Raw genomic sequence first — 19,768 nt, 5'->3', positions numbered from 1 at the left:
ATCAGGACACCCGGTCAGGACGCCCGGTCAGGACGTCCCGTCACGACGCCCGGTCATGAGGCGGCGAACGCCTTCGTCATCTGCTGCGCGGCCTTGCGGTAGACCGCGAGCAGGTCGAGATCCCTTCCCGGGTAGTTGGCGATGTTCAGCTGCTCGGCGCCGGAGCCGGGCAATACGGTCCCCGTCGACATGTTCTCGTTCTCGAGGACGAACTTCGGCCTCTTCGCGGAGAGCGCGGACAACTGCGCGGGAGTCACCGCGTCCGGGCCGTAGGTCCCCACGAGCCGCGCCCCCGCCAACTTGGCCGCCCACGCGGTGAAGACCTGCGAGGCCACGGCGGGGGCCTTGCCGTCGGGCCAGGCGGCCTTCAGCTGGCCGGCGAGGGACTTCCACGCGCCGGTCAGGGCGGTGTTCCACTTCGCGGCCGCCGCCTGCGTGCCGAACGCCTTGCCCAGCCGCGTCACATTGGCCGCCGTCTTCGCGGGAGCGTTGTCCAGTTCGAGCTCGATCAACTTCGCCTTGGAACCGGTCGCTTCCTTGATCCGTCCGGCGAATGGTTCGAAGGAGGAGTACAGGACGTAGTCCGCTCCCGCCACCGCGGTCAGGTCGGACGGTTTGAGGTCGTAATCGGGCGCATGCCGGATCGAGGCGGGGACTATGGACGTGACGTTCCTGGCTCCGGCGGCCTTGGCCAGCGCCGCCTCCCAGGAAGTGGTGGCGACCACTACGGGCCCGCCGGAAGCCTTCCCGGACCTGTTCGCCGACGCCTGCGTCGAGGACGTACCGGAAGCACCGCATGCGGAGACGAGCAGCAGCCCCGCGCTCAGTGAGGTGAGGGGACGGACGAGGACGCGGGCACGCGCCATGAGGGGGTTCTCCGTTCGGGTACGAAATGAGCTGCCAGGGCGACCGCCCCCGCAGCGAGGACGAGGACCGGGCCGGGCGGCAGGTCCCAGGCGAGGGAAGCAAGAAAGCCGACGACGTTGACCACGAGGCCGATGCCGACGGCCCACAGCGTGATCGACACCAGTGAGCGGCCGAGACGACGGGCGGCGAGCGCGGGCAGCAGCGTGAGCGCGTCCACCAGCAACGCGCCGGTCAGCCGGATGGCGCCGGCCACCGAAACCGCCACCACGACGAGGAGCAGCACCGTGAGCCGCTGCACCGCCACACCGGAACACAGCGCCAGCTCACGGTCGTGCAGCAGCAGAGCCAGATCGCGGCGGCGCCGGACGAACAGCGCCGGCACGATCACCGCGAGGGCACCCAGTACGGCGAGGTCGGCGGGGCGCACCGCCAGGATCGAGCCCCACAGGAGCGCGAACGCCCCGTTGGCATTCACTCCGGACAGGGCCAGCAGCAACAACGCGGCGGCGATGGCCAGACTCATCAGCAAGCCCATGGCTCCGGAGAGGCCGTCGGCGCTACGGGCCAAAGGAGCCACTCCGGCGCCCGCCAATGCACAGGCCAGCAGGGCGCACAGCACGGGATCCAGGCCCAGCAGCTGGCCCGCGGCGATGCCCAGCAGCGCGACGTGCATCATCGCGAACCGCACCGGCATGATGTCCAGGCCGACGATCACCACCCCCACGATCGGCAGTCCGAGAGCGGACAGCAGCAGGCCCACCCCGGCCCGCTGCACCGGAACCAGCTGCAAGAGGTCGCTGACCTGCCCGAGCGCACTCACCGGACCTCCCGCAGCCGCCCGGCGGCCATCTCCAGCGTCCGGTCGCACCGAGCGGCCATCGCCCGGTCGTGAGTGACCACGACCACCGTGACCGGCAGCGCCGTCAACACCTCCGCGGCCTCCTCCTGCCCCGCGAAGTCCAGCGCCGCGGTCGGCTCGTCGGCGAGCAGCACCCCCGCTCCGGCCGCCACGCACCCGACCGCTCTCGCCAGGTGCATCCGCTGCAACTGACCGCCCGACAGGCCGCTCAGCGGCCGGTCGGCCAGCGCGCCCACGCCCAGCCGGTCTGCGGCCCGCGCCGCCGCCTCCGCCGCGCCGCTGCTCGTCAGCAACTCCCGCGCCAGCAACGGGAAGCGCCCGGCGGCCGGCCGCTGCGGAATCCAGGCGCATGCCCGCCGTCGCCAGGCCCGTTCCGCGGCCGTACGGATGCCCCGCCCACCGACCAGGATCTCGCCGTCGGCCTGCCGGTGCAGCCCGAGCACCGCGCGCAGCAACGTCGTCTTGCCCGAACCGTTCGTCCCGGTCAGCGCGACGCGTTCGCCGGCGGCCACCTCCATGTCCACACCGGCCACCGCCTCCAGACGGCCGTGCCGGCACACCACGCCCCGAAGCCGTAGACCGAGGCCGGCCGCATCGCCCACCGCCCGCGCCGCGGGGGACCCTGACTGCTCATCGCTGCGCTCCACAGCCAACTAGTCGGGGCGGCGGCCGGTTGAGTTCCCACCATGTCGCGCGGTGTCGCGCCGTGTCCCACCGTTTCCCGCCGGGTTCCACGGGGCACGGGAACGCGCCCTGACAGGTTCGTTCCCGTGCCCCCGGCCTCGCCTCCGCCTACCGGAAACGGGTCATGCCAGGGAACCGGATGCCCTCAACGACCGGCCGAGGCTTCGCGGCGTCATTCCCCGCAGGGTCGCCTCCCGGCACGCCGGATCTCCGTCGGCGGCGTCGAGCAGCGCGATCAGCGTCTCCCGGGCCCGAGCCACCCTGGAACGGACCGTACCCACCGGACAGCCGATGACAGTGGCCGCCTCCGCATAGGGCAGTCCGATCACCTGGGTGAGCACAAACGCTTCCCGCCGGGACGGCGCGAGGGCGGCGAGCAGATCGGTCAGGGCGACGCCCTCGTCGAATCCCGGACCGCTCTCACACTGCGCCTGCTCCGCCACGGTCTGCCAGTCGGCGAGACCGGCGACGCGAGGCCTCGCCTTGTTGGCGCGGATCCGGTCGGCGACCGTACGCCGGGCGATGGTCAGCAGCCAGGTACGGGCCGAGGACCGCCCTTCGAAGCCGGGCAGGCTGCGCAGGGCCCGCAGATATGTGTCCTGCACCAAGTCGTCCGCCGCCTGGGCATCGCGGCTCAGATGCGTCACATAGCGCAGCACGTGACGGCGGGTGCCCCGCACGAACTTCTCCACCGCCTCTTCGTCACCGGCGCGGGCCGCCAAGGCCCACCGGGTCACCAAAGCGTCCTCGGTCTCAGGCATGAGCTTCCTCCCCTCGCCGCTCACCATGCGGCTCGGACAGGCCGGGCAGCGGCAGCGCTCCGCTTCCCGTACCGCTTTCTTCGCGCGCCTCGACGGCGAGCGCGCCTCGTGCATGCATCGACCCTCGGGCATGCATCACCCGGCGGGCCGTTCCGGTCGACCCGGCGAGTGACTCGCGCGACCCGACGAGTGACTCGTGGCTCCCGTGCAGAGTGGGGCGGATGGCTGGAACGAGATCGGCCGTGGGCACCTGGGATGCCAACATCCGGACAGGCGTCATCATCTGCAGTCCTTTACGTGATCCGGTCGCCGTGCGTACGGACGGACCGGCGGGCCGGTGCGGGCGCGCACGCCGCCACTGCCACCTCGCGACGTCCGCACCCCGATGTCAGCTGCTGTCAGCAGACAGCCGGCTCCTTCGGAGGGCCGCGCAGCGACACCACATGGGCCAGCAGCAGCTCGCGCAAGGCCCGTCGGGGCCGCTGCTCCGGTATCCCCGCGTCCGCCACAACTGCCGGAAGCACAGGGCGCGTTGCGGGGCAGATCCGCCGGAAGAGGAACAGGGACACGGTCCGCACCACGCGGAAGAGCGCCTGTTCACCGCCCCACATCCACCAGGCACTCAGCGCCGCGACCAGCGCGTGCGCCCCAAACATCGCAGGCCCACCACTGTGCATTCCCTCGTGCAGCGCATGCGGCATGCCGCGCATCGGGTCGGGTACGAGCCGACCGCCGAAAGGAGCGGACGAGAGCCGCGTCCCTCCCTCACACGACAGAGCCGTCCACCACTGCCGGACCAACGACCACGCGCGGCCGTCTCCTTGAAGCGGGGCCGACTGGCTGAGCGCGAACGCCGTGTGGAGCGCCGCCTGGGTTCCGGCGGTCAGCAGTCCCACCACGACCGGACCGCGCTCCCGCCGGGCGAAGCACCACGCACCGGCGGACGCCCCCGCGACGGCCGCGATCACCGCAGGCCACGGCAGCGGCGAACCGGACGACAGCACGTGCCCGAGAGCGGTGAGCAACACGCAGACCGCGGCGAACGCCACGGCCCGTAACCCCCTGAGAACGCGTCCGGCTTCCATGTCGCCCCCAGCTTGCACCCCGCCCGCTCCTCCGGACCCCAGAGTGCAAAAGGTGCTCATCCCTGGAGCGAATCCCCGGAGCGAATTCCTTCCCGCCGTGGACTCCGCTATGGACTCCGCTATGAACTCCGCTTTGGGCTCCTGTGGACTCCGTCACGGACCTTCAAGACCGCGGCCGCAGGGGTCGGCAAGGACATGGCGGTCGGGAGCTCCGGGTGTGCCGGACGGAGATCGTAGGGTGACGCGCATGAGAAGACACCTCGCGTTCGAGCGTCTGCACAACTTCCGTGACCTGGGCGGGTACTCCACCCCTGCCGACCGTACGGTCCGATGGGGACTGCTGTACCGGTCCGACTCGCTCGCCAAGCTTGCGGGCGAGGACTGGGAACGCTTCCAGGCCCTCGGCGTGCGCACGGTGATCGACCTGCGGTACCCGTGGGAGATAGCGGCGAAGGGACGCGTACCGCAGAGCGACGGGCTGACGTACCTCAACCTCAGCATCGAGCATCGGCCCTACGACCAGGCGGAGATCGACCCGGGTGTCGACCCCTGGCGCTATCTTGCCGACCGGTACGCCGAGGTGGCGCTCGACGGGGCCGAGGAACTGACGCAGGCGCTGGAAGCCATCGCCTCCGCCGATGGCCCGCTCGTCTTCCACTGCGCCTCGGGCAAGGACCGCACCGGACTCCTGGCCGCCCTCGTGCTGACCCTGTTGGGAGTTCCCGAGAACCAGATCGCCGAGGACTTCGCCCTGACCGAAGCGGCCACGGAAAGGCTGATCGCCGACTGGCGTGCCGCCAATCCGGGCCGCCCGCTGCGATGGCCCGGTTATGGACGGGCGCCGGCCGAGATCATCCGGCTGTTCCTGGCCGACCTGGCTGCCCGCTACGGCTCCGTGCGCCGCTACGCCGCCGACCACCTCGGAGTGGACGACGAGCTGATCGCCCGCATGCGCCAGAGACTTCTCACCGCGTGACCGTCGAACGCCGCCCGGCCCTGCTGTGGTTCGGACCGCACGCGGGACACCCGTAGGGGCGGGGCGGACGAGGGGTGGGACATCTCGGATGCGTAAACTTCCCGCGGATCGTCGGCGCTACGAGTGCTGAACTTCTCTGGGGGATGAGCAATGCGTGCAGGGGTCTATCTCGCCCACCCGCGGCCGGGCAGCTTCAACCATGCGGTGTTCGACGCCGTGGTGGAGGAACTGCGCGACCGGGGATGCCAGGTGCTCGCCCACGACCTCTGCGCCGAGGGCTTCCCGCCCGTACTGGCCGCCGACGAAACGGAGACGGTGCAGTCATCCGCAAGCGCCGCCGACTCGCAAGTGGCCTTGCACCGGGCGGAGGTGGCCACGCTCGACGCCATGGTGTTCGTCCACCCCAATTGGTGGGGCATGCCCCCCGCCGTCCTCACGGGATGGGTGCAGCGCGTACTGGCGCCCGGCGTCGCCTACAAACTCCGTGTGGCGGAAGGTGAGCCCGCGGGGCTGCTGAAGGCCGGCCGGGCGCTGGTCCTGAACACCTCCGATACCCCCGCCGACCGGGAAGAGGGCGAGTTCGGCGATCCGCTGGACAGGATCTGGTCGGCCTGCGTTCTGCCGTACGTAGGAGTCACCGACGTTCGCCGGGTGGTCTTCCGTACCGTCACCGATTCCACCCCTGAAGCACGCGCATCCTGGCTGCACCAGGCGCGCGAACAGGCCGCCGCGCTGCTGCCCTGACGCCGCCGGGCGCGCGCCGCCGTCACCCCGCCAGCCGCCGGCACAGCGCCACGATGTCCGCGCGGACCCGCCCCGTCGCGGCACGGCACACCGCCAGCATGCCCCGCCCCGACATCGGAGCGGCATTCCGCCGCCCCGCCTGCCGTCCCGGCGTCCTCCCCACTTTCTTGTGCGCCCGCGTCACCCGGCGGTGCGGCGGCGCGGTCGGCGCGGCGCGGCGTACCGCGCGGGTGTGCGGACGATGCCTGCCCTGCGCGTTCTCTGCCGTCTTCGCTGCCCCGGCCGCCTTCGGCGTCCGCACCGTGCCCGACGTCCTCGACTTCCCCGATGACTTCGGTGGTTTCGATGACTTCGGCGATGTCGGGGGCTTCGCATCCCTGGGCCGCGTGGTGACCAGCCCCTCCCGCACCGGCCGGTCGGAGAAGTCCGGACCCGGTGGATCCACGGCGATCGTGCGAAGCGGTGAGGGCAACGGCGCCGCCCGTCCGCCGCTCGGATCCGGCCCCACCACCGTGCAGCCGCACAGCCCCGCGAGTGCCAGGGCCACCAGGACGCGTACCCGTGCCGCCCCGAGAACCGGCGACCGCATCGCGGCCACGGCACCCGGACACCGGCCGGGCCTTCCCACCGCCGCTGACCGGCGCCATGTGATCACGACCTGACCAACGGCCCCGCGCCCGTGGGCGTCACGCCGTACGCACTACCGTCTTGCTCTCCCGCCGTGCTCTCACGTCCCCGTGCGTGTCAGCCGCTCGTCCCCTCGGTCACCCCTACCGGATCCTGCGGGGCTCCGTCTCCGGTGGTCGGCAGATCGCCGCGCTCGGTGCCCTTCTGCCCGCTCCCGCTGCCCTTCGTCTTCGGCAGCACTGCGTCCAGCTCGGCGTTACCGGCTTTACGGGCCCTATGGGCCGCCTGGTACAGGGCCTCGCCCTTGACGGTCGCGCGGTCGGCGCTGAGCCGGATCACACGGGGGCCGTCCTGGAAGGCGTATTCGTGGCCCGATGACGACGTGCGGTACCAGAGCCCGCGGTCGGACGCGCAGGACACCTTCTGTCCTTCGGACCGGTGGATCCCCGGTGCGGCGCAGTGATCGGCGTCGATCGTGCCCTGGTCCACGGCCAGCCGGATGTTCCCGCCGCCGTGCGAGGCGACGTACGTACCGTCGAAGCCGTGGTCGCCGTGTACGCCGACGGACTGGGACGCCAGCTTGTAGCCGGGCACCTCGGTGACGTACACCATGTCCAGCTGGGTTCCCAACGTGCGGGCGCGTGCGGCCAGTTCGTTGCGGTCGGCGCGGTGCGCGTCGTCTCGTGCGGTGACCGTCGGGCGTTCCGTTCCGCAAGCGGTCATCAGCACGGGCAGCACGGACAGTGCGAGAAGCGGCAACACCCTTTGTCTGCGCATCATGCCCACATCATGTCCTCACCGGGCCCTCCGGTCGCCGGCAGGGCCCGTTCACGGAACTACCCTTCCCTGAGGGGATTGTGCGTCGGCGGAGTGGCGGCCGCGGCGCCCTGTGAAGCGGTCGTGAGGGGCGCGGGGGGCAGACCGAGCACGCCTCGGACGGCCCTGTCGGCGAGTTCGACGTCGAAGGGGGCCTGCCCGGCAAGTTGGATGACGAGCCCCGAAAGGGCGCCCAGATAGGCGAGCGCCGTCTCCCGGAGCGGTGGCCCGGGTGGGATCGCGCCGCTTTTGCGTCCGGCGGCGATCCGGTCGACGCAATCGGCAACGAGCCGCTCGACGATCTCCTCGAGCGCTCGGCCGACCGGATGGTCCTGCCCGGTGAACTCGATCCTCAGCGTCATCATGACGCGGGCCACGTCGCGGCGGCAGTAGACGGCGTGGCCCCGTGCGATCGCCATCAGCGCGTCGACGGGATCGGCCTCATCGGCGGCGAGTTGGCCGACCTCGGCGTCCCAGGTCTCATGGACCCACTCCACCACCGCCAGCGCCAGCTCTTCCTTGTTGGCGAACTGGTGATACAGGGCGCCGCGCGTGTAGCCCGCCTCGGTGGCCACGCGTTCCAGCGCCAAGTTGGCGTACCCGTACCTGGACAGTCCCCGCGCCGCGGCCTCCAGCAGGGCGCTCCTGGTCGTGGCGCGCCGATCCGCCTGGGTCCGCCGAGCGCTTTCCGAGGTCTCCCGCGTGGCCACCGGTCACCTTCCCTTACATACAGACATGGATGTATGTTACTTGCCCGAACGCAGCGTCGCTACCGGACCGCTCCGAAGGGAGCCACGCGTATGAACGTCGCAAGCGAAACGCGCCGTGGCGTCGGCGTCGGCCCAGGGAGCTCGATCGAGAGGATCTCCGTGCCAGCCGCCCGGCAGCACCACCATGTCCCCGAGGCCATACGCTCCCTGAGCACCATGGCCGACCCCGACTACCTCGACCTCTTCACGCTCACGGCGCGTGACGCCTCGGACTGGTCGCCCGAGCAATGGGCCCGCGCCATGCTGGAGGACGTCGCGGGCCGGAAAGGGCAGATCCTCTGGCGCGGACTCCTCGGACTGCGCCTCGAACGCCGCGGAACGCCGGACTGCGTGGCCGGCTGGAAGATCGCCGATCGCGGCGACGGCTGGGTCCGACTCGGGGCACGCTCCTGGTTCCTGACGGCGCATCTCATCGTCGAGGTCCGCGACGGGCAGGTGTCGTTGGCCACCTTCATGCAGTACGACCGTCCCCTGGCGGCACGCGTCTGGACACGGGTGTCCGCGAGGCACCGCACAGTGGCGCCCGGCCTGTTGCAGCAGGCGCACCACGTCCTGCGGTCGAGGACGCGCTGAGGGCCCACCCGCGAGGTGCGACGCCCACCGTGCCGAGCCCGACCCCGGCCCGCGCCCGGCGGCGGTCGACGCCGCATCCACCATCCGCCGCCCAGCCTGGGCGGCTGCTCATTTCGGCATGCGTAGCCGCCGCCGGTGACCGCCGTGATGACGGTCTCCGGCACCGGATCCCGAAGCGGGCCGTCGGCGCCACCACACCGGCGGTCATCTCGCGACGGCTCCCGCGGTGGTGATGAGCTCCGCCAGGGTGCCGTGGAAGCCCGACAGCAGCTGGAGGGCGATGGCCCATGCCTCGACGTTCACGCCGAGATGTCTGTCGATCAGCTCGACGACCTCCTCCGAGGGCCGCAGCCGCACCGTGGGTCGGCCATGTGCCCAGGTCTGGTGAAGCAGGTAGTCGAGGACTCTTTCGGCCGGCCGGGCATGGCGCACCAGGTCGTCGATGGTGAGGGACCCGTGATCGAGCGCGGTCCGGAACCACGGGTTGAACCGGTCCGACTCGTCCACGGGAGTCGTGCGCAGGGCGTCCAGGACGAGGTCCCGGTGGCAATCGGGCTGTGCGAGGAGCGGAACCAGGAGGCCCGCCGGCAGGGGGTCCTCGGCGTGGGCGCGCGCCAGTTCCTCCCAGGGCAACCGGCCGCCCTCGGACAGGAAGTGGCGGATCCGCTCGTCGTACTTCCGGGTCTTCTTGCGCAGGTGGGTGATCACCCGCTCGGGATCCTCCGCGGCGGCGAGCCGCTCCCGCAGCATGCCGAGGCCGTCGGGAGCGTCCAGCGCCTTGGCCACGGCACGCTGGGTGCCGACGGGCCAGTGGTGGTTGTGCTCGCCCGCGTCGGGAACGAGCAGTTGCCTGACCGCGTCCGGACCCTGGCCTTCCCACAATCCGATGACGACGCGGAGGCGGCCGCCCTCGGTGTGCAGTGTGAGCCGGTTCACCACGACGTCGGCGACCTCGGGGACGGGGGATCCGATGCCCGCCGTGAGCCAGTCGCGGTGCTCACCGAGGTGGATGCGCCGCAGGAGATGTATCAGCCTTTTGTCCACGACGATGTCGCCGCCGTCTCGACCGCGGCCCGCCAGGATCCGCGCCCGTTGCTCCCGGGAAAGGGAATGGTGTTCATACAGCAGCGTATTGACGCCGGGTTCGTCGCGGTCGAGGAGGGCGTCGCGGTCCTCGCCGCGGCAGGAGCCCGCCGCATGCGCCTCCAGGGCCGCGGCGCCGTGGACGGCGACCACCTCGTCGTACAGCCGTTGCGAAGGCCGGCCGCTGACGAGCAGGTGTTGGAGGGTACGCAGGTCCAGATGCGGTACGAGCGCGAGCTGCGCCTCCTCCGGGGCGCACCGGTAGAGCTGCAGGAACACCGCACGCAGGGCGTCCGGTGGCTCGATGGGGGCGGTCGCGTCCAGGGGCGCGGGCCACCGGGTGGTGCGCTCGGACGACGCCCCCACTTTGGCGACCAGGGCGGCCGGAGTTCCCCGGAAGCGGGATGCCAGGCGGCTGTACAGGGTCAGCCAGGCGGTCGGGTCGGAGCCGAGCGGGGCGAGCAGCTCGGCGACGGCCCTGCGGGTCGGCTCGTGGTCGTACGGAAGGGCCGCCAGGAAGGTACGTGCGGGTGCCGCCTCGGTCAGGAGGCGTTCGATCGGCAGCCACCCGTCGTGAATGCTGCGCTCCACGACGCGACCGAGGTCGTACATCTCCCGGCGGCGGGCTTCCGGGCCGACCAGGGCCGCCATCGGCAACCGCGCCGCGTGCCAGGCGGTTTCGTACGGGTCCCGGCGATAGCCCTCCATCAGCAGATCCTCGGGGCACCCGGGCAACCGGCTCAAGGAGATCAGTTCGGAGGTGGTGAACGGCCGGCGTTCGTGTTCCCGCCGCACCAGCGTCCAGTCCAGCGGAGCGTCGGGCAGCACTTCGCGCCGCGCGCCCGTGCGAACGTGCAGCAGCAGGGTCGCCGCGCGGGGGTCCTCCCACTCGCCCGGCGCGCGGCGGTCTCGGAGGAAACCGGCGGGGTCCGACGCGGCGGCGGCCTCCCGCAGCAGTGCGGGGAGACCGGGGTGGGAGTCCTCCCCGATCGCGTCGGCCAGTTCGGCGAGCGCCTTCGCACCGCCTCCGCAGTCGAGGAGCGCCCCGCACGCATCCAGCACCACCGGCATCGGCATGTCCCTGGCGAGCAGGCGTATCGCATGCGCGACCAGCTCGGGGAACGGGCCCTGGCGGGCAAGGGTGAGCAGGCCTCTCTCCTTGCTGCGGACCAGGCGCGCGACGAACCCGCGCGGCGCGTACCAGCCCGGGTCGGCCGGGTCGGCGGCCGCCAGCACCGCGGCCCTCAGCTCGGGCACCCACTCCCCGGCGCTCCACAGGGCCCGGCCGCTCTCGGGGTGCCCGAGCCCGGCCAGCCGTATCCGGAACGCCGGATCGCACGCGTCTTCCAGGGAGTTCTTCGCGAACTCCGTACACAGCCCGCGATCACCGGACGCGAGGACGGCCTCCAGCAGCGGTTCCGGCAAGCGGGCCTCGTCGCGCAGCAGCGTAAGGACGAGGGGCCGCAGCCGCGCGATCAGCTCCGGCACGATGGACCGGTCGGCCAGCCGGAACGCCGTCATGACGGCTTGCGTGTCCACCTGAAATCCCCCATTGATCACCGTGGTTGCTGTGTTTGCAGCGTGACACACGGCACTGACAATGCGGCTCGGAGCGCCGACCGGCCGCCGACCGGCCCTGCCGTGTCGGGCTCCGGCCAGGAGCCGAAATCCGGGACCCGCGGGGACTCGCGAGATGGCGGGCTCAAGCCGCCAAGATCACCCCATAGCGGATTTCTGGCGTACCCGGGGCATGCCCCATTACCGCTTCGCCCGCGCATTCGACAGGATGGGTGGCATGACCGAGATCCACACCCCCCGCCTCCTCCTGCGCCGCTGGCAGGACGACGACCTCGCCCCCATGGCGGACATCAACGCTGACCCGCTGGTCATGCGCTGGATCGGCGACGGCACCGTCCTCGACCTGGACCAGACCGCGCAGGCCATCGAGCAGTGGGAGGAGGAGTGGGACGACGAAGGCTTCGGCCTCTTCGCGGTCGAGCTGCTGGCCTCGGGTGAGCTGGCCGGGTGCGTGGGTCTGTCCGTGCCCGAGTACCTGCCCGACGCGCTTCCCGGCATCGAGATCAGCTGGCGCCTGGGCCGTCAGTACTGGGGTCAGGGCTATGCGTCCGAAGCCGCCCAGGCCGTGTTGGAGTTCGCCCTCCAGGACCGCGGCCTGGACCGTGTCGTCGCCATCGACCGGCCGGGCAACGAGGCTTCCGAGAATGTGATGCGCAAGCTCGGGCTGGTCCTCGAGCGGGAGACCGTACACCCGGAATACGGGCATGCGCTGACCGTCCACAGCATCGATCTCACGGAATATCAGGGCTGAGCGGCAGCGGCCGGCGTGCCCGGCCGCTGCCCGTCATGCAGCACGGCGTTCCGGCACCGACTCCGGTGCCGGAACGCCGTACGTAGGCGCCGGAGGTGCCTACTTCACGTTGAGGCCCGTCCAGGCCGCGCCAACCGCCTTGTACTCGGCGCTGGTGGTGCCGTACAGAGCGCCCGCCGCCTTCAGGGTCGCGGCGCGCGCGGCCTTGTAGTTGGTGGTGGAGGTCATGTACGTGGTGAGGGCCTTGTACCAGATCTTCTCGGCCTTGTCCCGGCCGATGCCGGTGACCTTGGAGCCGTCGTAGGTGGGGCTGTTGTACTTGACGCCGTTGATGGTCTTGGCGCCGCTGCCCTCGGACAGCAGGTAGAAGAAGTGGTTGGCCACGCCGGACGAGTAGTGCACGTCCTTGTTGCCGACGCCGCTGGACCAGTAGTCGGCCGAGGCTCCGTCCTTGCTGGGCTTGTCCATGTAGCGCAGCGGGGTGCCGTCGCCGTTGATGTCGATCTTCTCGCCGATGAGGTAGTCGCCCTGGTCGGAGGCGTTCTTGGCGTAGAACTCGGCCGACGTGCCGAAGATGTCGGACGTGGCCTCGTTGAGGCCGCCGGACTCACCGCTGTAGTTGAGTCCCGCGGTGGCGGCGGTGACGCCGTGGCTCATCTCGTGGGCGGCCACGTCGAGGGCGGTGAGCGGGTGGGAGTTGCCCTCGCCGTCACCGTAGGTCATGCAGAAGCAGTCGTCGTCCCAGAAGGCGTTGACGTAGTTGTCGCCGTAGTGGACGCGGGAGTAGGCGCCCTTGCCGTCGTTGCGGATGCCGTTGCGGCCGAGGGTGTTCTTGTAGAAGTCCCAGGTGACGGCCGCCCCGTAATGGGCGTCGACGCCGGCGGTCTGGCGGCCGCCGCCCCATACGTCGTCCGCGTCGGTGTAGAGCGTGCCGGTGCCCGACGTGTTCTGCTTGAGGTCGTATGTCTTGTGGCCGCCACGGGCGCCGTCGGTGAGCTTGTAGCTCGATCCGCTCTTGGTCGTGGTGAGTGCGACCTTGCCGCTGTAGGTGCTGGTGCCGGTGCCGGTCTCGATGGCCTCGTTCTGGAACAGCTTCTTGCCGGTGGCCGCGTCGGTGATGACGTGCAGTTGGCTGGGCGTGCCGTCCTTCTGGACGCCGGTGACGACGGTCTCGTAGGCGAGGACGGGCTTGCCCGTGGCGGCCCAGATCACCTTGCGCGGCGCGGTGGAGACGTCGGTCTTCGCGTCGCTCTTCGCGGCGGCAGCGCTGAGTGCGCTCTTCTTCGCGGCGGAGGGGGCGAGCGCGGCGGAGGTACTGGGCACGGATATCCGGGCGCCGGTCGCCTTGGTGACGCTGTGGGTGCCGTTCTTCGCCTGGTGTACGACCAGGTCACCGCCGAGGACGGGCAGTCCGGCGAAGGTGCGCTCGTACCGGGTGTGCACCGTGCCGTCCGCGTCCTTGATGACGTCCCGGACGATGAGCTTCTCCTGCGTGCCGAGGCCGATCTTCGTGGCGGTGGCGGCGGCAGTGCTCTGGGCGTTCTGGAGTGCGGACGCCCGCTGTGCGGTGGAGAGTTGGACCGCCGACGCGCCGGTCGCGCGGTCCGGCTGCGCGCTGGCTGATCCGGCCTGGACGCCGACCGCGACCATGGCGGCCGAGGCTACCAGGGCGGCAGCACGCAGGGTGTTCTTGCGGGGGGTGGACGAGATCCGTCTCAACTCGGTCTCCCTTGTGAGGGCCGCGGGGTCGCGGTCCCAAGATGCGGCCGGGCATCCGAGGGGTGGGGTGCCCGGTGGAACAGGAGTGAATTGAGAGAAGGGTGCCACTAGTTGACTGTTTTTGGCAGATGTTCAACACAGAAGAAACAGCAATTTCACAGTTTCCCTTGCTTCGTGACGTCAAGTCGGGAGCAATGGGGATCTTCCGGGCCGGTGCGCCCGTACACGAGGAAACGGGATACGGGCCCCGACGGCCCGCTCCCGTAGCCCGTCCGCGCCGCCCGCGCGCGGCGGTTGCCGCCATGATCTGGATCACGAAGACCCGGGCGCCACTAAATTGGTGTCCGCCCGACCCTCCTGCACGTGACAATCAAGGCCCACTACCAGGAGGAACACATGAGCCAGGCGTACCTGACTCTCCACGAGCTGCTGCCGTCGCAGGAGCTGACGGCCGCCCTCGATGCCGGGCACCTCACCCGCAAACGGCACCCCGAGCTGCCGCTCTCCCTTTACACGTATACGAGGACCTGCCAGTACGAGCGCGTGTGGAACGAGGTGACCATGCGCTGCCGCGGCCTGGTCGCCGACGACGTCACCGGCGAGATCGTCGCGCTTCCGCTGCCCAAGTTCTTCAACGTCGGTGAGCACGAGGCCGGTCAGCCGTACGCGCCCGCTCTCCCGGACGAGCCGTTCGAGGTGTACGACAAGGTCGACGGCAGCCTCGCGGTGATCTTCCACTACGCCGGCCGGTGGCGGGTCGCGTCCAAGGGCTCGTTCATCAGCACCCAGGCGACCTGGGCGCAGCGCCTGCTGGACGGCAAGGACACCGCCGCCCTGGTACCCGGGGTCACCTACCTCGCCGAGATCCTGTACCCGCAGAACCGCATCGTCGTCGACTACGGCGACCGCCGGGACCTGGTGCTCCTCGCCGCCATCGGCCGGGACGGCACGGAGATACCCCTGGCCGACGCCGCGGCCGGCTGGCAGGGCATCGGCTCGGTCGTCACGGTCTGGCCCGGCATGCCGCTCGCCGAACTGCTGGCCCTGGCCGAGTCCAACCGGCTGCCCGGCGGCCGGGCCGCCACCGGCACGGACGCGGAGGGCTTCGTGCTGCGCTTCGCCTCGGGCGTCCGGGCCAAGGCCAAGCTCTCCGAGTACGTACGCCTGCACAAGGTGCTCACCGGCGTGACCGAGCGGGACATCTGGCGCGGCCACGGCATCCAGCGCTTCGCCGGCCTGCCCGCCAAGCAGGTGGCGCAGGCCCTGGGCTGCTCGGCGGCCGACATCGAGGCGTCCGAGGGCCGGCCGCTGGACGCGCTGTTGGAGCAGGTGCCCGACGAGTTCGACCTCTGGGTACGCGAGGTGATCGCGCGGATCGAGAAGGGCGTGGCCGACCGCGAGCGAGCGATCGACGAGGCGTATGCCGCCCTCGCCCCGCTCACCGCCGACCGTGGCGCCTTCGCCCGCGCCGCGAAGGCGCTGCCCGACGCCGCCGTCCGCCCCGCCATGTTCCAGCGCCTGGACGGGCGTCCCACCGAGCTCATGACGTACCGTTCCGTCCGGCCGGAGGCGGCCGACCCCTTCACCACCGACGAGGAGAACTGACCGTGCCCGTAGTACATGTCATGACGGGGCTGCCGGCCTCGGGAAAGACGACCGCCGCGCGGAAGCTGCAGGCGGAGTCCGAGGGCCGGATGCGCCGAGTCAATCTCGACGACCTGCGGACCATGCTCGACATCCCGGCGCCCGAGCGCGGCCGGTCGTATGCGCATGAGCAGACCGTGCTGGCGACCCAGGACGCGGCGGTGCGGGCGGCGGTGGACGGTGGGTTCGACGTCGTCGTGGACAACACGCATCTGACGCCCCACATCCCCAAGCGCCTCAAGGCGGCGGTGGCCGGACAGGCCGCCTTCGTCGTGCACGACTTCACCGACGTACCGGTGGAGGAGTGCATACGGCGCGACGCCGAGCGGGACCGAGCGGTCGGCGAGGAGATCATCCGGATCCTGGCCGACAAGCACACGAAGGCCCGGCGGGGCGGCTGGCAGCTCACCGCGGAGTGGCTCAACGACGAGCCCCCGGTCGAGCCGTACGACGCCGACCCGGCCCTGCCGGCCGCGGTGATGTGCGACATCGACGGCACGCTCGCCATCAGGGGCGACCGGGGCCCCTACGACTTCAGCCGCTGCGGCGAGGACCTGCTCAATGTGTCGGTGCGGGACGCCCTGAGCTCCTTCCGGCGCGCCGACGGCGACACCCTCGTCCTGCTGTCCGGGCGCGGCGAGGAGCACCGCGAGCTGACCGAGGAGTGGCTGCGCCGGCACGAGGTCCCGTACGACGAACTGTGGATGCGCGCCGCCGGTGACGGCCGCCGGGACGACGTCGTGAAGGCCGAACTCTTCGACCGCCACGTCCGTCACCGCTTCGCGGTACGCGTCTCCCTCGACGACCGCGACCGCGTCGTCGCCATCTGGCGCCGCATGGGCCTGCCCACCTGGCAGGTCAACTACGGCAACTTCTAGGTCGCTTCCGCCTCCCGTCTCATCGGGAGTCGAGCCGGACCCGGCGGCCGCGCGGAACGGACGGGTTCTTCTCGGCGCCGTCGGCCCACAGCGAGCGCACATGGCCGAGGTGGCGCGCCGTGCACCTCTCGGCGGCCTCGGCGTCGCCCGCCACCATCAGATCGAGGAGTTCGATGTGCTCCTCGGCCGAGGGGATCAGCTGATCGCGCTCGTCCAGGCCGGTCAGACCGTACAGGCGTGAGCGCTTGCGCAGGTCGCCGACGGTCTCGACGAGGCGCTCGTTGCCGGAGAGCGCGAGCAGCGAGAGGTGGAACCGGCGGTCCGCCTCCAGGTAGCCGATGAGGTCGTGGTCGCGCGCGGCGCGCACGATCTCCTCGGCGACCGGGCGCAGCGCCTCCAGGTCCGTGCGGGAGGCGGTCCGGGTGATCCGGCCGACCATGGGGACCTCGATCAGGGTGCGGATCTCCGTGAACTGGTCGAGGTCGCGCTCATTGACCTCCGTGACCCTGAAGCCCTTGTTGCGCACGGGCTCGACCAGGCCTTCGCGGGCCAGGTCGAGCATCGCCTCGCGCACGGGTGTCGCGGAGATATTGAAGTCCTCCGCGAGGCCGGGCGCCGAGTAGACCTCGCCGGGCCTGAGTTCACCGGAGATGAGCGCGGCGCGCAGATGGTGGGCGACCTGGTCGCGCAGGCGCTCCCTGGTGGTGTTGAGATTGCGCTGCTCGAGGTGGCCCATGATCGTGGTGTTCCCTTCGTGCCCCGTCCCCCGTGCCCCGTCCCTCGTGGCCGAGCGGATCACCAACGTACAATGTCACGTTGTTCTCGCAGGTGGCTATGGGTGGGCCCGGACCAGGGGATGGACGGGTTCCGGCGCGGCGATGTCCGGGGCGACGGTCATCGCAGGAAGCGTCCTGGGAACGGGTCGTCGGGATCGAGCAGGTAGTGGGCGGTGCCCGTGATCCAGGCGCGCCGGGTGATACGCGGTACGACGGCGGGTACCCCGCCGACCTCCGTCTCGGCGACGAGGCGGCCGGTGAATTCCGTACCCAGGAGGGCTCGTGGGCGCCGAGCGCCCCCAGCGGGACCGCTACGGCCGGCGGCCGGCGCTCCGGCGACGGCTTCCGCTTCTCCCTCTACGCCGGCACGTTCGGTCCTGACGCCCGGCTCCGGACGCCCTCCCGCGCCCTGACGCAGCGCGAGCCGGCTCATATCGCGCCGGCCCGGGGCGTGGCGGTGAACCGCCGCCGCCCCGGGCCGGCCTTGCGCACGTCCCGGCCGTCCCTCCCGGGACGGCCGCGGAGATCAGACCAGCGGCGCCGGGTAGGTCGGGTACTCCACCCCGGAGACGTACTGGACGACGCGGATGACCTGGCAGGAGTAGCCGAACTCGTTGTCGTACCAGAGGTAGAGGATCGCGTTGTCGCCGTCGACCTTGGTGGCACCGGCGTCGACGATCGACGCGTGGCGCGAGCCGACGAAGTCCATGGAGACCGCGTCGGGGGCGGTGGTGAAGTCGATCTGGCGCTTGAGCGGCGAGTTCAGCGAGACGTCACGGAGGTAGTCGAGGACTTCCTCGCGGGTGGTCTCGCGGCCGAGGCGCAGGCTGAGGATCGCGATCGAGACGTCCGGCACGGGGACACGGATCGAGCTGCCGGTGATCGGAGCCTTGAGGTCCGGCAGCGCCTTGGCGACGGCGGAGGCGGCGCCGGTCTCGGTGATGACCATGTTGAGCGGCGCGGAGCGGCCGCGGCGGTCGGCCTTGTGGTAGTTGTCCAGCAGGTTCTGGTCGTTGGTGAACGAGTGGACGGTCTCCACGTGGCCGCGCAGCACGCCGTACTCGTCCGCCATCGCCTTCAGCGGCGGGACGATCGCGTTGGTGGTGCAGGACGCGCAGGACAGGATCTGCTCGTCCGGCTTGATCGTGTCGTGGTTGACGCCGTGCACGATGTTCGGGACGTCGCCCTTGCCCGGAGCGGTCAGGACGACCTTCTCGACGCCGGGGCGGAGGTGCTTCGAAAGGCCCTCGCGGTCGCGCCACTTGCCGGTGTTGTCGATCAGGATGGCGTCGTTGATGCCGTACGCCGTGTAGTCGACCTCGGACGGGTCGTTGGCGTAGATCACCTTGATCTCGTTGCCGTTGGCGACGATCGTGCTGTTCGCCTCGTCGACCGTGATCGTGCCGTTGAACTGGCCGTGGATGGAGTCGCGGCGCAGCAGCGAGGCGCGCTTGACGAGGTCCTGCTCGCCGCCCCCGCGGACGACGATGGCGCGCAGGCGCAGACCGTTGCCCGAGCCGGCCTTCTCGATGAGCAGGCGGGCGACGAGGCGGCCGATGCGGCCGAAGCCGTAGAGGACCACGTCACGCGCCTGGCGGCGCTCGATCTTGTTCTCACCCGTGGCGCCGGAGACGGCCTCGGCGGTGAACTCCTGAACCGACAGACCGCGGTCGTCGGCCCGGTACGCCTCGGCGAGCAGGCCGATGTCGATCTGCGACGGACCGAGGTCCAGCGCGGCGAGCGCCTGCAGGAACGGCATCGTCTCGGTGACCGACAGTTCCTCGCCGGCGATCTGGCGGGCGAACCGGTGGGTCTTGAGGATGCTCACCACCGACTTGTTCACCAAGGAGCGGCTGTGGAGCAGGACCGTGACGTCGCGCTCCCTGTGCATCTTCCCGATGATCGGGATCATCGACTCCGCGATCTCCTCGCGGTTCTTCCAGTTGGTGAACGAGTCGTCTTTGACAGTCACAGGTTTATCTTTCGAGCTAGGCGGTGCTCATATGCTAACCCACCGCCAATTTGATCATTCGAACGGCACCGTCCGAGCGGGAAGCCGCGACCGACCCCATGGCGCATCAGGGGCAAATATGCCGTTATAGGCGATTTGGGAATGGAAGTTTGCTGGGATTTCATCGATTTGCCCGGTATGTGATTCCCGCGCTGCGGGTCACTGTGCCGGGCCGAGCAGCGGCCGGAACCGCCAGAGCTCCGGGAAGAACCGGGCGTCGGCCCGCGCCTTGAGAGAGGAGGCGCCCGCGCTGCCTCCGGTGCCCGGTTTGCCGCCGGTCTGTCGTTCGACGACCAGCACATGGCGGGTGCGCTCGGCGGCGGTGAGCCATGGCATCCGTTCGAAGCGCGGGGGAGCCTGCCGACCCGGGAGGATCTCGATCTCGTGGAACTGCGCGGACTGGGCGCCGCTGGCCGTTCCCAGGCCGTCGCGGAACGCCAGGAAGGTCGACGGTGCCTTGCGAGCCTCACTCCCTCCGGTGGCGACCGGCGGCGCGGAAGCCGTCACAACGGCCGCACCTCCCGCCCCGTGAAGGACGGGAGGCGCAGCGGCCGAGCCCGAGACGT

General features: G+C 70.7%; 20 protein-coding genes. 7 read left to right on the top strand and 13 right to left on the bottom strand.

What is annotated here, in order from left to right:
• Window positions 1-53 precede the first annotated feature (53 nt).
• The 5 genes from ACIGWZ_RS16170 to ACIGWZ_RS16150 all read right to left on the bottom strand — a co-directional run bounded on the left by ACIGWZ_RS16170 (window position 54) and on the right by ACIGWZ_RS16150 (window position 4,220).
• Window positions 54-866 carry an ABC transporter substrate-binding protein gene (locus tag ACIGWZ_RS16170; RefSeq protein ID WP_400064932.1) on the bottom strand — a complete coding sequence of 271 codons (813 nt, stop codon included), beginning with the start codon at window positions 864-866 and terminating at the stop codon, window positions 54-56.
• On the bottom strand, window positions 824-1,687 hold the full coding sequence (locus ACIGWZ_RS16165; RefSeq protein WP_400064930.1) for a metal ABC transporter permease: 864 nt from the start codon (window positions 1,685-1,687) through the stop codon (window positions 824-826). Before ACIGWZ_RS16165 ends, ACIGWZ_RS16170 begins: the two co-directional genes overlap by 43 nt.
• On the bottom strand, window positions 1,684-2,244 hold the full coding sequence (locus ACIGWZ_RS16160; protein ID WP_400065401.1) for an ATP-binding cassette domain-containing protein: 561 nt from the start codon (window positions 2,242-2,244) through the stop codon (window positions 1,684-1,686). The genes ACIGWZ_RS16165 and ACIGWZ_RS16160 overlap by 4 nt, the downstream gene beginning before the upstream one ends.
• A 288-nt stretch (window positions 2,245-2,532) precedes the next feature.
• On the bottom strand, window positions 2,533-3,171 hold the full coding sequence (locus ACIGWZ_RS16155) for a sigma-70 family RNA polymerase sigma factor (protein WP_400064928.1): 639 nt from the start codon (window positions 3,169-3,171) through the stop codon (window positions 2,533-2,535).
• Between the two features lie 398 nt (window positions 3,172-3,569).
• On the bottom strand, window positions 3,570-4,220 hold the full coding sequence (locus ACIGWZ_RS16150) for a PE-PGRS family protein (protein WP_400064926.1): 651 nt from the start codon (window positions 4,218-4,220) through the stop codon (window positions 3,570-3,572).
• A 283-nt stretch (window positions 4,221-4,503) separates the two neighbouring features.
• On the opposite strand from ACIGWZ_RS16150, the gene ACIGWZ_RS16145 reads away from it, so the two are divergent.
• The 3 genes from ACIGWZ_RS16145 to ACIGWZ_RS16135 all read left to right on the top strand — a co-directional run bounded on the left by ACIGWZ_RS16145 (window position 4,504) and on the right by ACIGWZ_RS16135 (window position 6,638).
• Window positions 4,504-5,232, top strand: coding sequence for a tyrosine-protein phosphatase (locus tag ACIGWZ_RS16145; protein ID WP_400064924.1), 729 nt, complete (start codon window positions 4,504-4,506; stop codon window positions 5,230-5,232).
• 150 nt (window positions 5,233-5,382) lie between these two features.
• A complete protein-coding gene (locus ACIGWZ_RS16140) occupies window positions 5,383-5,976 on the top strand; it encodes an NAD(P)H-dependent oxidoreductase (protein ID WP_400064922.1) in 594 nt (197 codons plus the stop codon).
• 53 nt (window positions 5,977-6,029) lie between these two features.
• On the top strand, window positions 6,030-6,638 hold the full coding sequence (locus tag ACIGWZ_RS16135; protein WP_400064920.1) for a hypothetical protein: 609 nt from the start codon (window positions 6,030-6,032) through the stop codon (window positions 6,636-6,638).
• Between the two features lie 82 nt (window positions 6,639-6,720).
• Here the strand turns inward: ACIGWZ_RS16135 and ACIGWZ_RS16130 are convergent, their stop codons facing one another.
• Window positions 6,721-7,383, bottom strand: a complete 663-nt coding sequence (locus ACIGWZ_RS16130; RefSeq protein WP_400064918.1) for a hypothetical protein — start codon at window positions 7,381-7,383, stop codon at window positions 6,721-6,723.
• Between the two features lie 56 nt (window positions 7,384-7,439).
• Entirely contained in the window at window positions 7,440-8,129 is a 690-nt protein-coding gene (locus tag ACIGWZ_RS16125; RefSeq protein WP_400064916.1) for a TetR/AcrR family transcriptional regulator, read from the bottom strand.
• 159 nt (window positions 8,130-8,288) lie between these two features.
• On the opposite strand from ACIGWZ_RS16125, the gene ACIGWZ_RS16120 reads away from it, so the two are divergent.
• On the top strand, window positions 8,289-8,762 hold the full coding sequence (locus ACIGWZ_RS16120) for a hypothetical protein (protein WP_400064914.1): 474 nt from the start codon (window positions 8,289-8,291) through the stop codon (window positions 8,760-8,762).
• 204 nt (window positions 8,763-8,966) lie between these two features.
• On the opposite strand, the gene ACIGWZ_RS16115 is transcribed toward ACIGWZ_RS16120, so the two are convergent.
• Window positions 8,967-11,384, bottom strand: a complete 2,418-nt coding sequence (locus ACIGWZ_RS16115; RefSeq protein WP_400064912.1) for a hypothetical protein — start codon at window positions 11,382-11,384, stop codon at window positions 8,967-8,969.
• Window positions 11,385-11,640: 256 nt separating this feature from the next.
• Between ACIGWZ_RS16115 and ACIGWZ_RS16110 the strand changes: the two genes are divergently transcribed.
• On the top strand, window positions 11,641-12,174 hold the full coding sequence (locus ACIGWZ_RS16110) for a GNAT family N-acetyltransferase (protein WP_400064910.1): 534 nt from the start codon (window positions 11,641-11,643) through the stop codon (window positions 12,172-12,174).
• Between the two features lie 99 nt (window positions 12,175-12,273).
• On the opposite strand, the gene ACIGWZ_RS16105 is transcribed toward ACIGWZ_RS16110, so the two are convergent.
• Complete coding sequence (locus ACIGWZ_RS16105) at window positions 12,274-13,893, bottom strand: M4 family metallopeptidase (protein ID WP_400064908.1); 1,620 nt, start codon at window positions 13,891-13,893, stop codon at window positions 12,274-12,276.
• A gap of 363 nt (window positions 13,894-14,256) precedes the next feature.
• On the opposite strand from ACIGWZ_RS16105, the gene ACIGWZ_RS16100 reads away from it, so the two are divergent.
• Complete coding sequence (locus ACIGWZ_RS16100) at window positions 14,257-15,498, top strand: RNA ligase (protein ID WP_400064906.1); 1,242 nt, start codon at window positions 14,257-14,259, stop codon at window positions 15,496-15,498.
• A 2-nt stretch (window positions 15,499-15,500) separates the two neighbouring features.
• On the top strand, window positions 15,501-16,415 hold the full coding sequence (locus ACIGWZ_RS16095; protein ID WP_400064904.1) for an AAA family ATPase: 915 nt from the start codon (window positions 15,501-15,503) through the stop codon (window positions 16,413-16,415).
• 19 nt (window positions 16,416-16,434) lie between these two features.
• Here ACIGWZ_RS16095 and ACIGWZ_RS16090 read toward each other — a convergent pair whose 3' ends face one another.
• The 4 genes from ACIGWZ_RS16090 to ACIGWZ_RS16075 all read right to left on the bottom strand — a co-directional run bounded on the left by ACIGWZ_RS16090 (window position 16,435) and on the right by ACIGWZ_RS16075 (window position 19,709).
• Window positions 16,435-17,151, bottom strand: a complete 717-nt coding sequence (locus tag ACIGWZ_RS16090; RefSeq protein ID WP_400064902.1) for a GntR family transcriptional regulator — start codon at window positions 17,149-17,151, stop codon at window positions 16,435-16,437.
• Between the two features lie 158 nt (window positions 17,152-17,309).
• Window positions 17,310-17,624 carry a proline racemase family protein gene (locus ACIGWZ_RS16085; protein WP_400064900.1) on the bottom strand — a complete coding sequence of 105 codons (315 nt, stop codon included), beginning with the start codon at window positions 17,622-17,624 and terminating at the stop codon, window positions 17,310-17,312.
• 93 nt (window positions 17,625-17,717) lie between these two features.
• The gene (locus ACIGWZ_RS16080; protein ID WP_400064898.1) at window positions 17,718-19,163 is read right to left on the bottom strand and encodes a glyceraldehyde-3-phosphate dehydrogenase; all 1,446 of its coding nucleotides are present in this window, start codon (window positions 19,161-19,163) and stop codon (window positions 17,718-17,720) included.
• A gap of 198 nt (window positions 19,164-19,361) precedes the next feature.
• Window positions 19,362-19,709 (bottom strand): hypothetical protein, encoded by a 348-nt coding sequence (locus ACIGWZ_RS16075; protein ID WP_400064896.1) that lies wholly within the window; start codon window positions 19,707-19,709, stop codon window positions 19,362-19,364.
• Window positions 19,710-19,768: the final 59 nt, after the last annotated feature.

This window comes from Streptomyces sp. NPDC053427, from assembly GCF_044544985.1.
Taxonomy (GTDB): Bacteria; Actinomycetota; Actinomycetes; order Streptomycetales; family Streptomycetaceae; genus Streptomyces.
Note: the sequence above shows the minus strand (reverse complement) of the source record. Positions and strands in the feature narration are given on the sequence as shown.

Excerpts from the sequence above, each read along its gene's own strand:
- ACIGWZ_RS16130 (WP_400064918.1), bottom strand. The coding sequence starts at position 7,383 with ATGATGCGCAGACAAAGGGTGTTGCCGCTTCTCGCACTGTCCGTGCTG.
- ACIGWZ_RS16085 (WP_400064900.1), bottom strand. The coding sequence starts at position 17,624 with ATGAGCCGGCTCGCGCTGCGTCAGGGCGCGGGAGGGCGTCCGGAGCCG.
- ACIGWZ_RS16110 (WP_400064910.1), top strand. The coding sequence starts at position 11,641 with ATGACCGAGATCCACACCCCCCGCCTCCTCCTGCGCCGCTGGCAGGAC.
- ACIGWZ_RS16090 (WP_400064902.1), bottom strand. The coding sequence starts at position 17,151 with ATGGGCCACCTCGAGCAGCGCAATCTCAACACCACCAGGGAGCGCCTG.
- ACIGWZ_RS16170 (WP_400064932.1), bottom strand. The coding sequence starts at position 866 with ATGGCGCGTGCCCGCGTCCTCGTCCGTCCCCTCACCTCACTGAGCGCG.
- ACIGWZ_RS16135 (WP_400064920.1), top strand. The coding sequence starts at position 6,030 with ATGTCCGCGCGGACCCGCCCCGTCGCGGCACGGCACACCGCCAGCATG.
- ACIGWZ_RS16140 (WP_400064922.1), top strand. The coding sequence starts at position 5,383 with ATGCGTGCAGGGGTCTATCTCGCCCACCCGCGGCCGGGCAGCTTCAAC.
- ACIGWZ_RS16155 (WP_400064928.1), bottom strand. The coding sequence starts at position 3,171 with ATGCCTGAGACCGAGGACGCTTTGGTGACCCGGTGGGCCTTGGCGGCC.
- ACIGWZ_RS16145 (WP_400064924.1), top strand. The coding sequence starts at position 4,504 with ATGAGAAGACACCTCGCGTTCGAGCGTCTGCACAACTTCCGTGACCTG.
- ACIGWZ_RS16160 (WP_400065401.1), bottom strand. The coding sequence starts at position 2,244 with ATGGAGGTGGCCGCCGGCGAACGCGTCGCGCTGACCGGGACGAACGGT.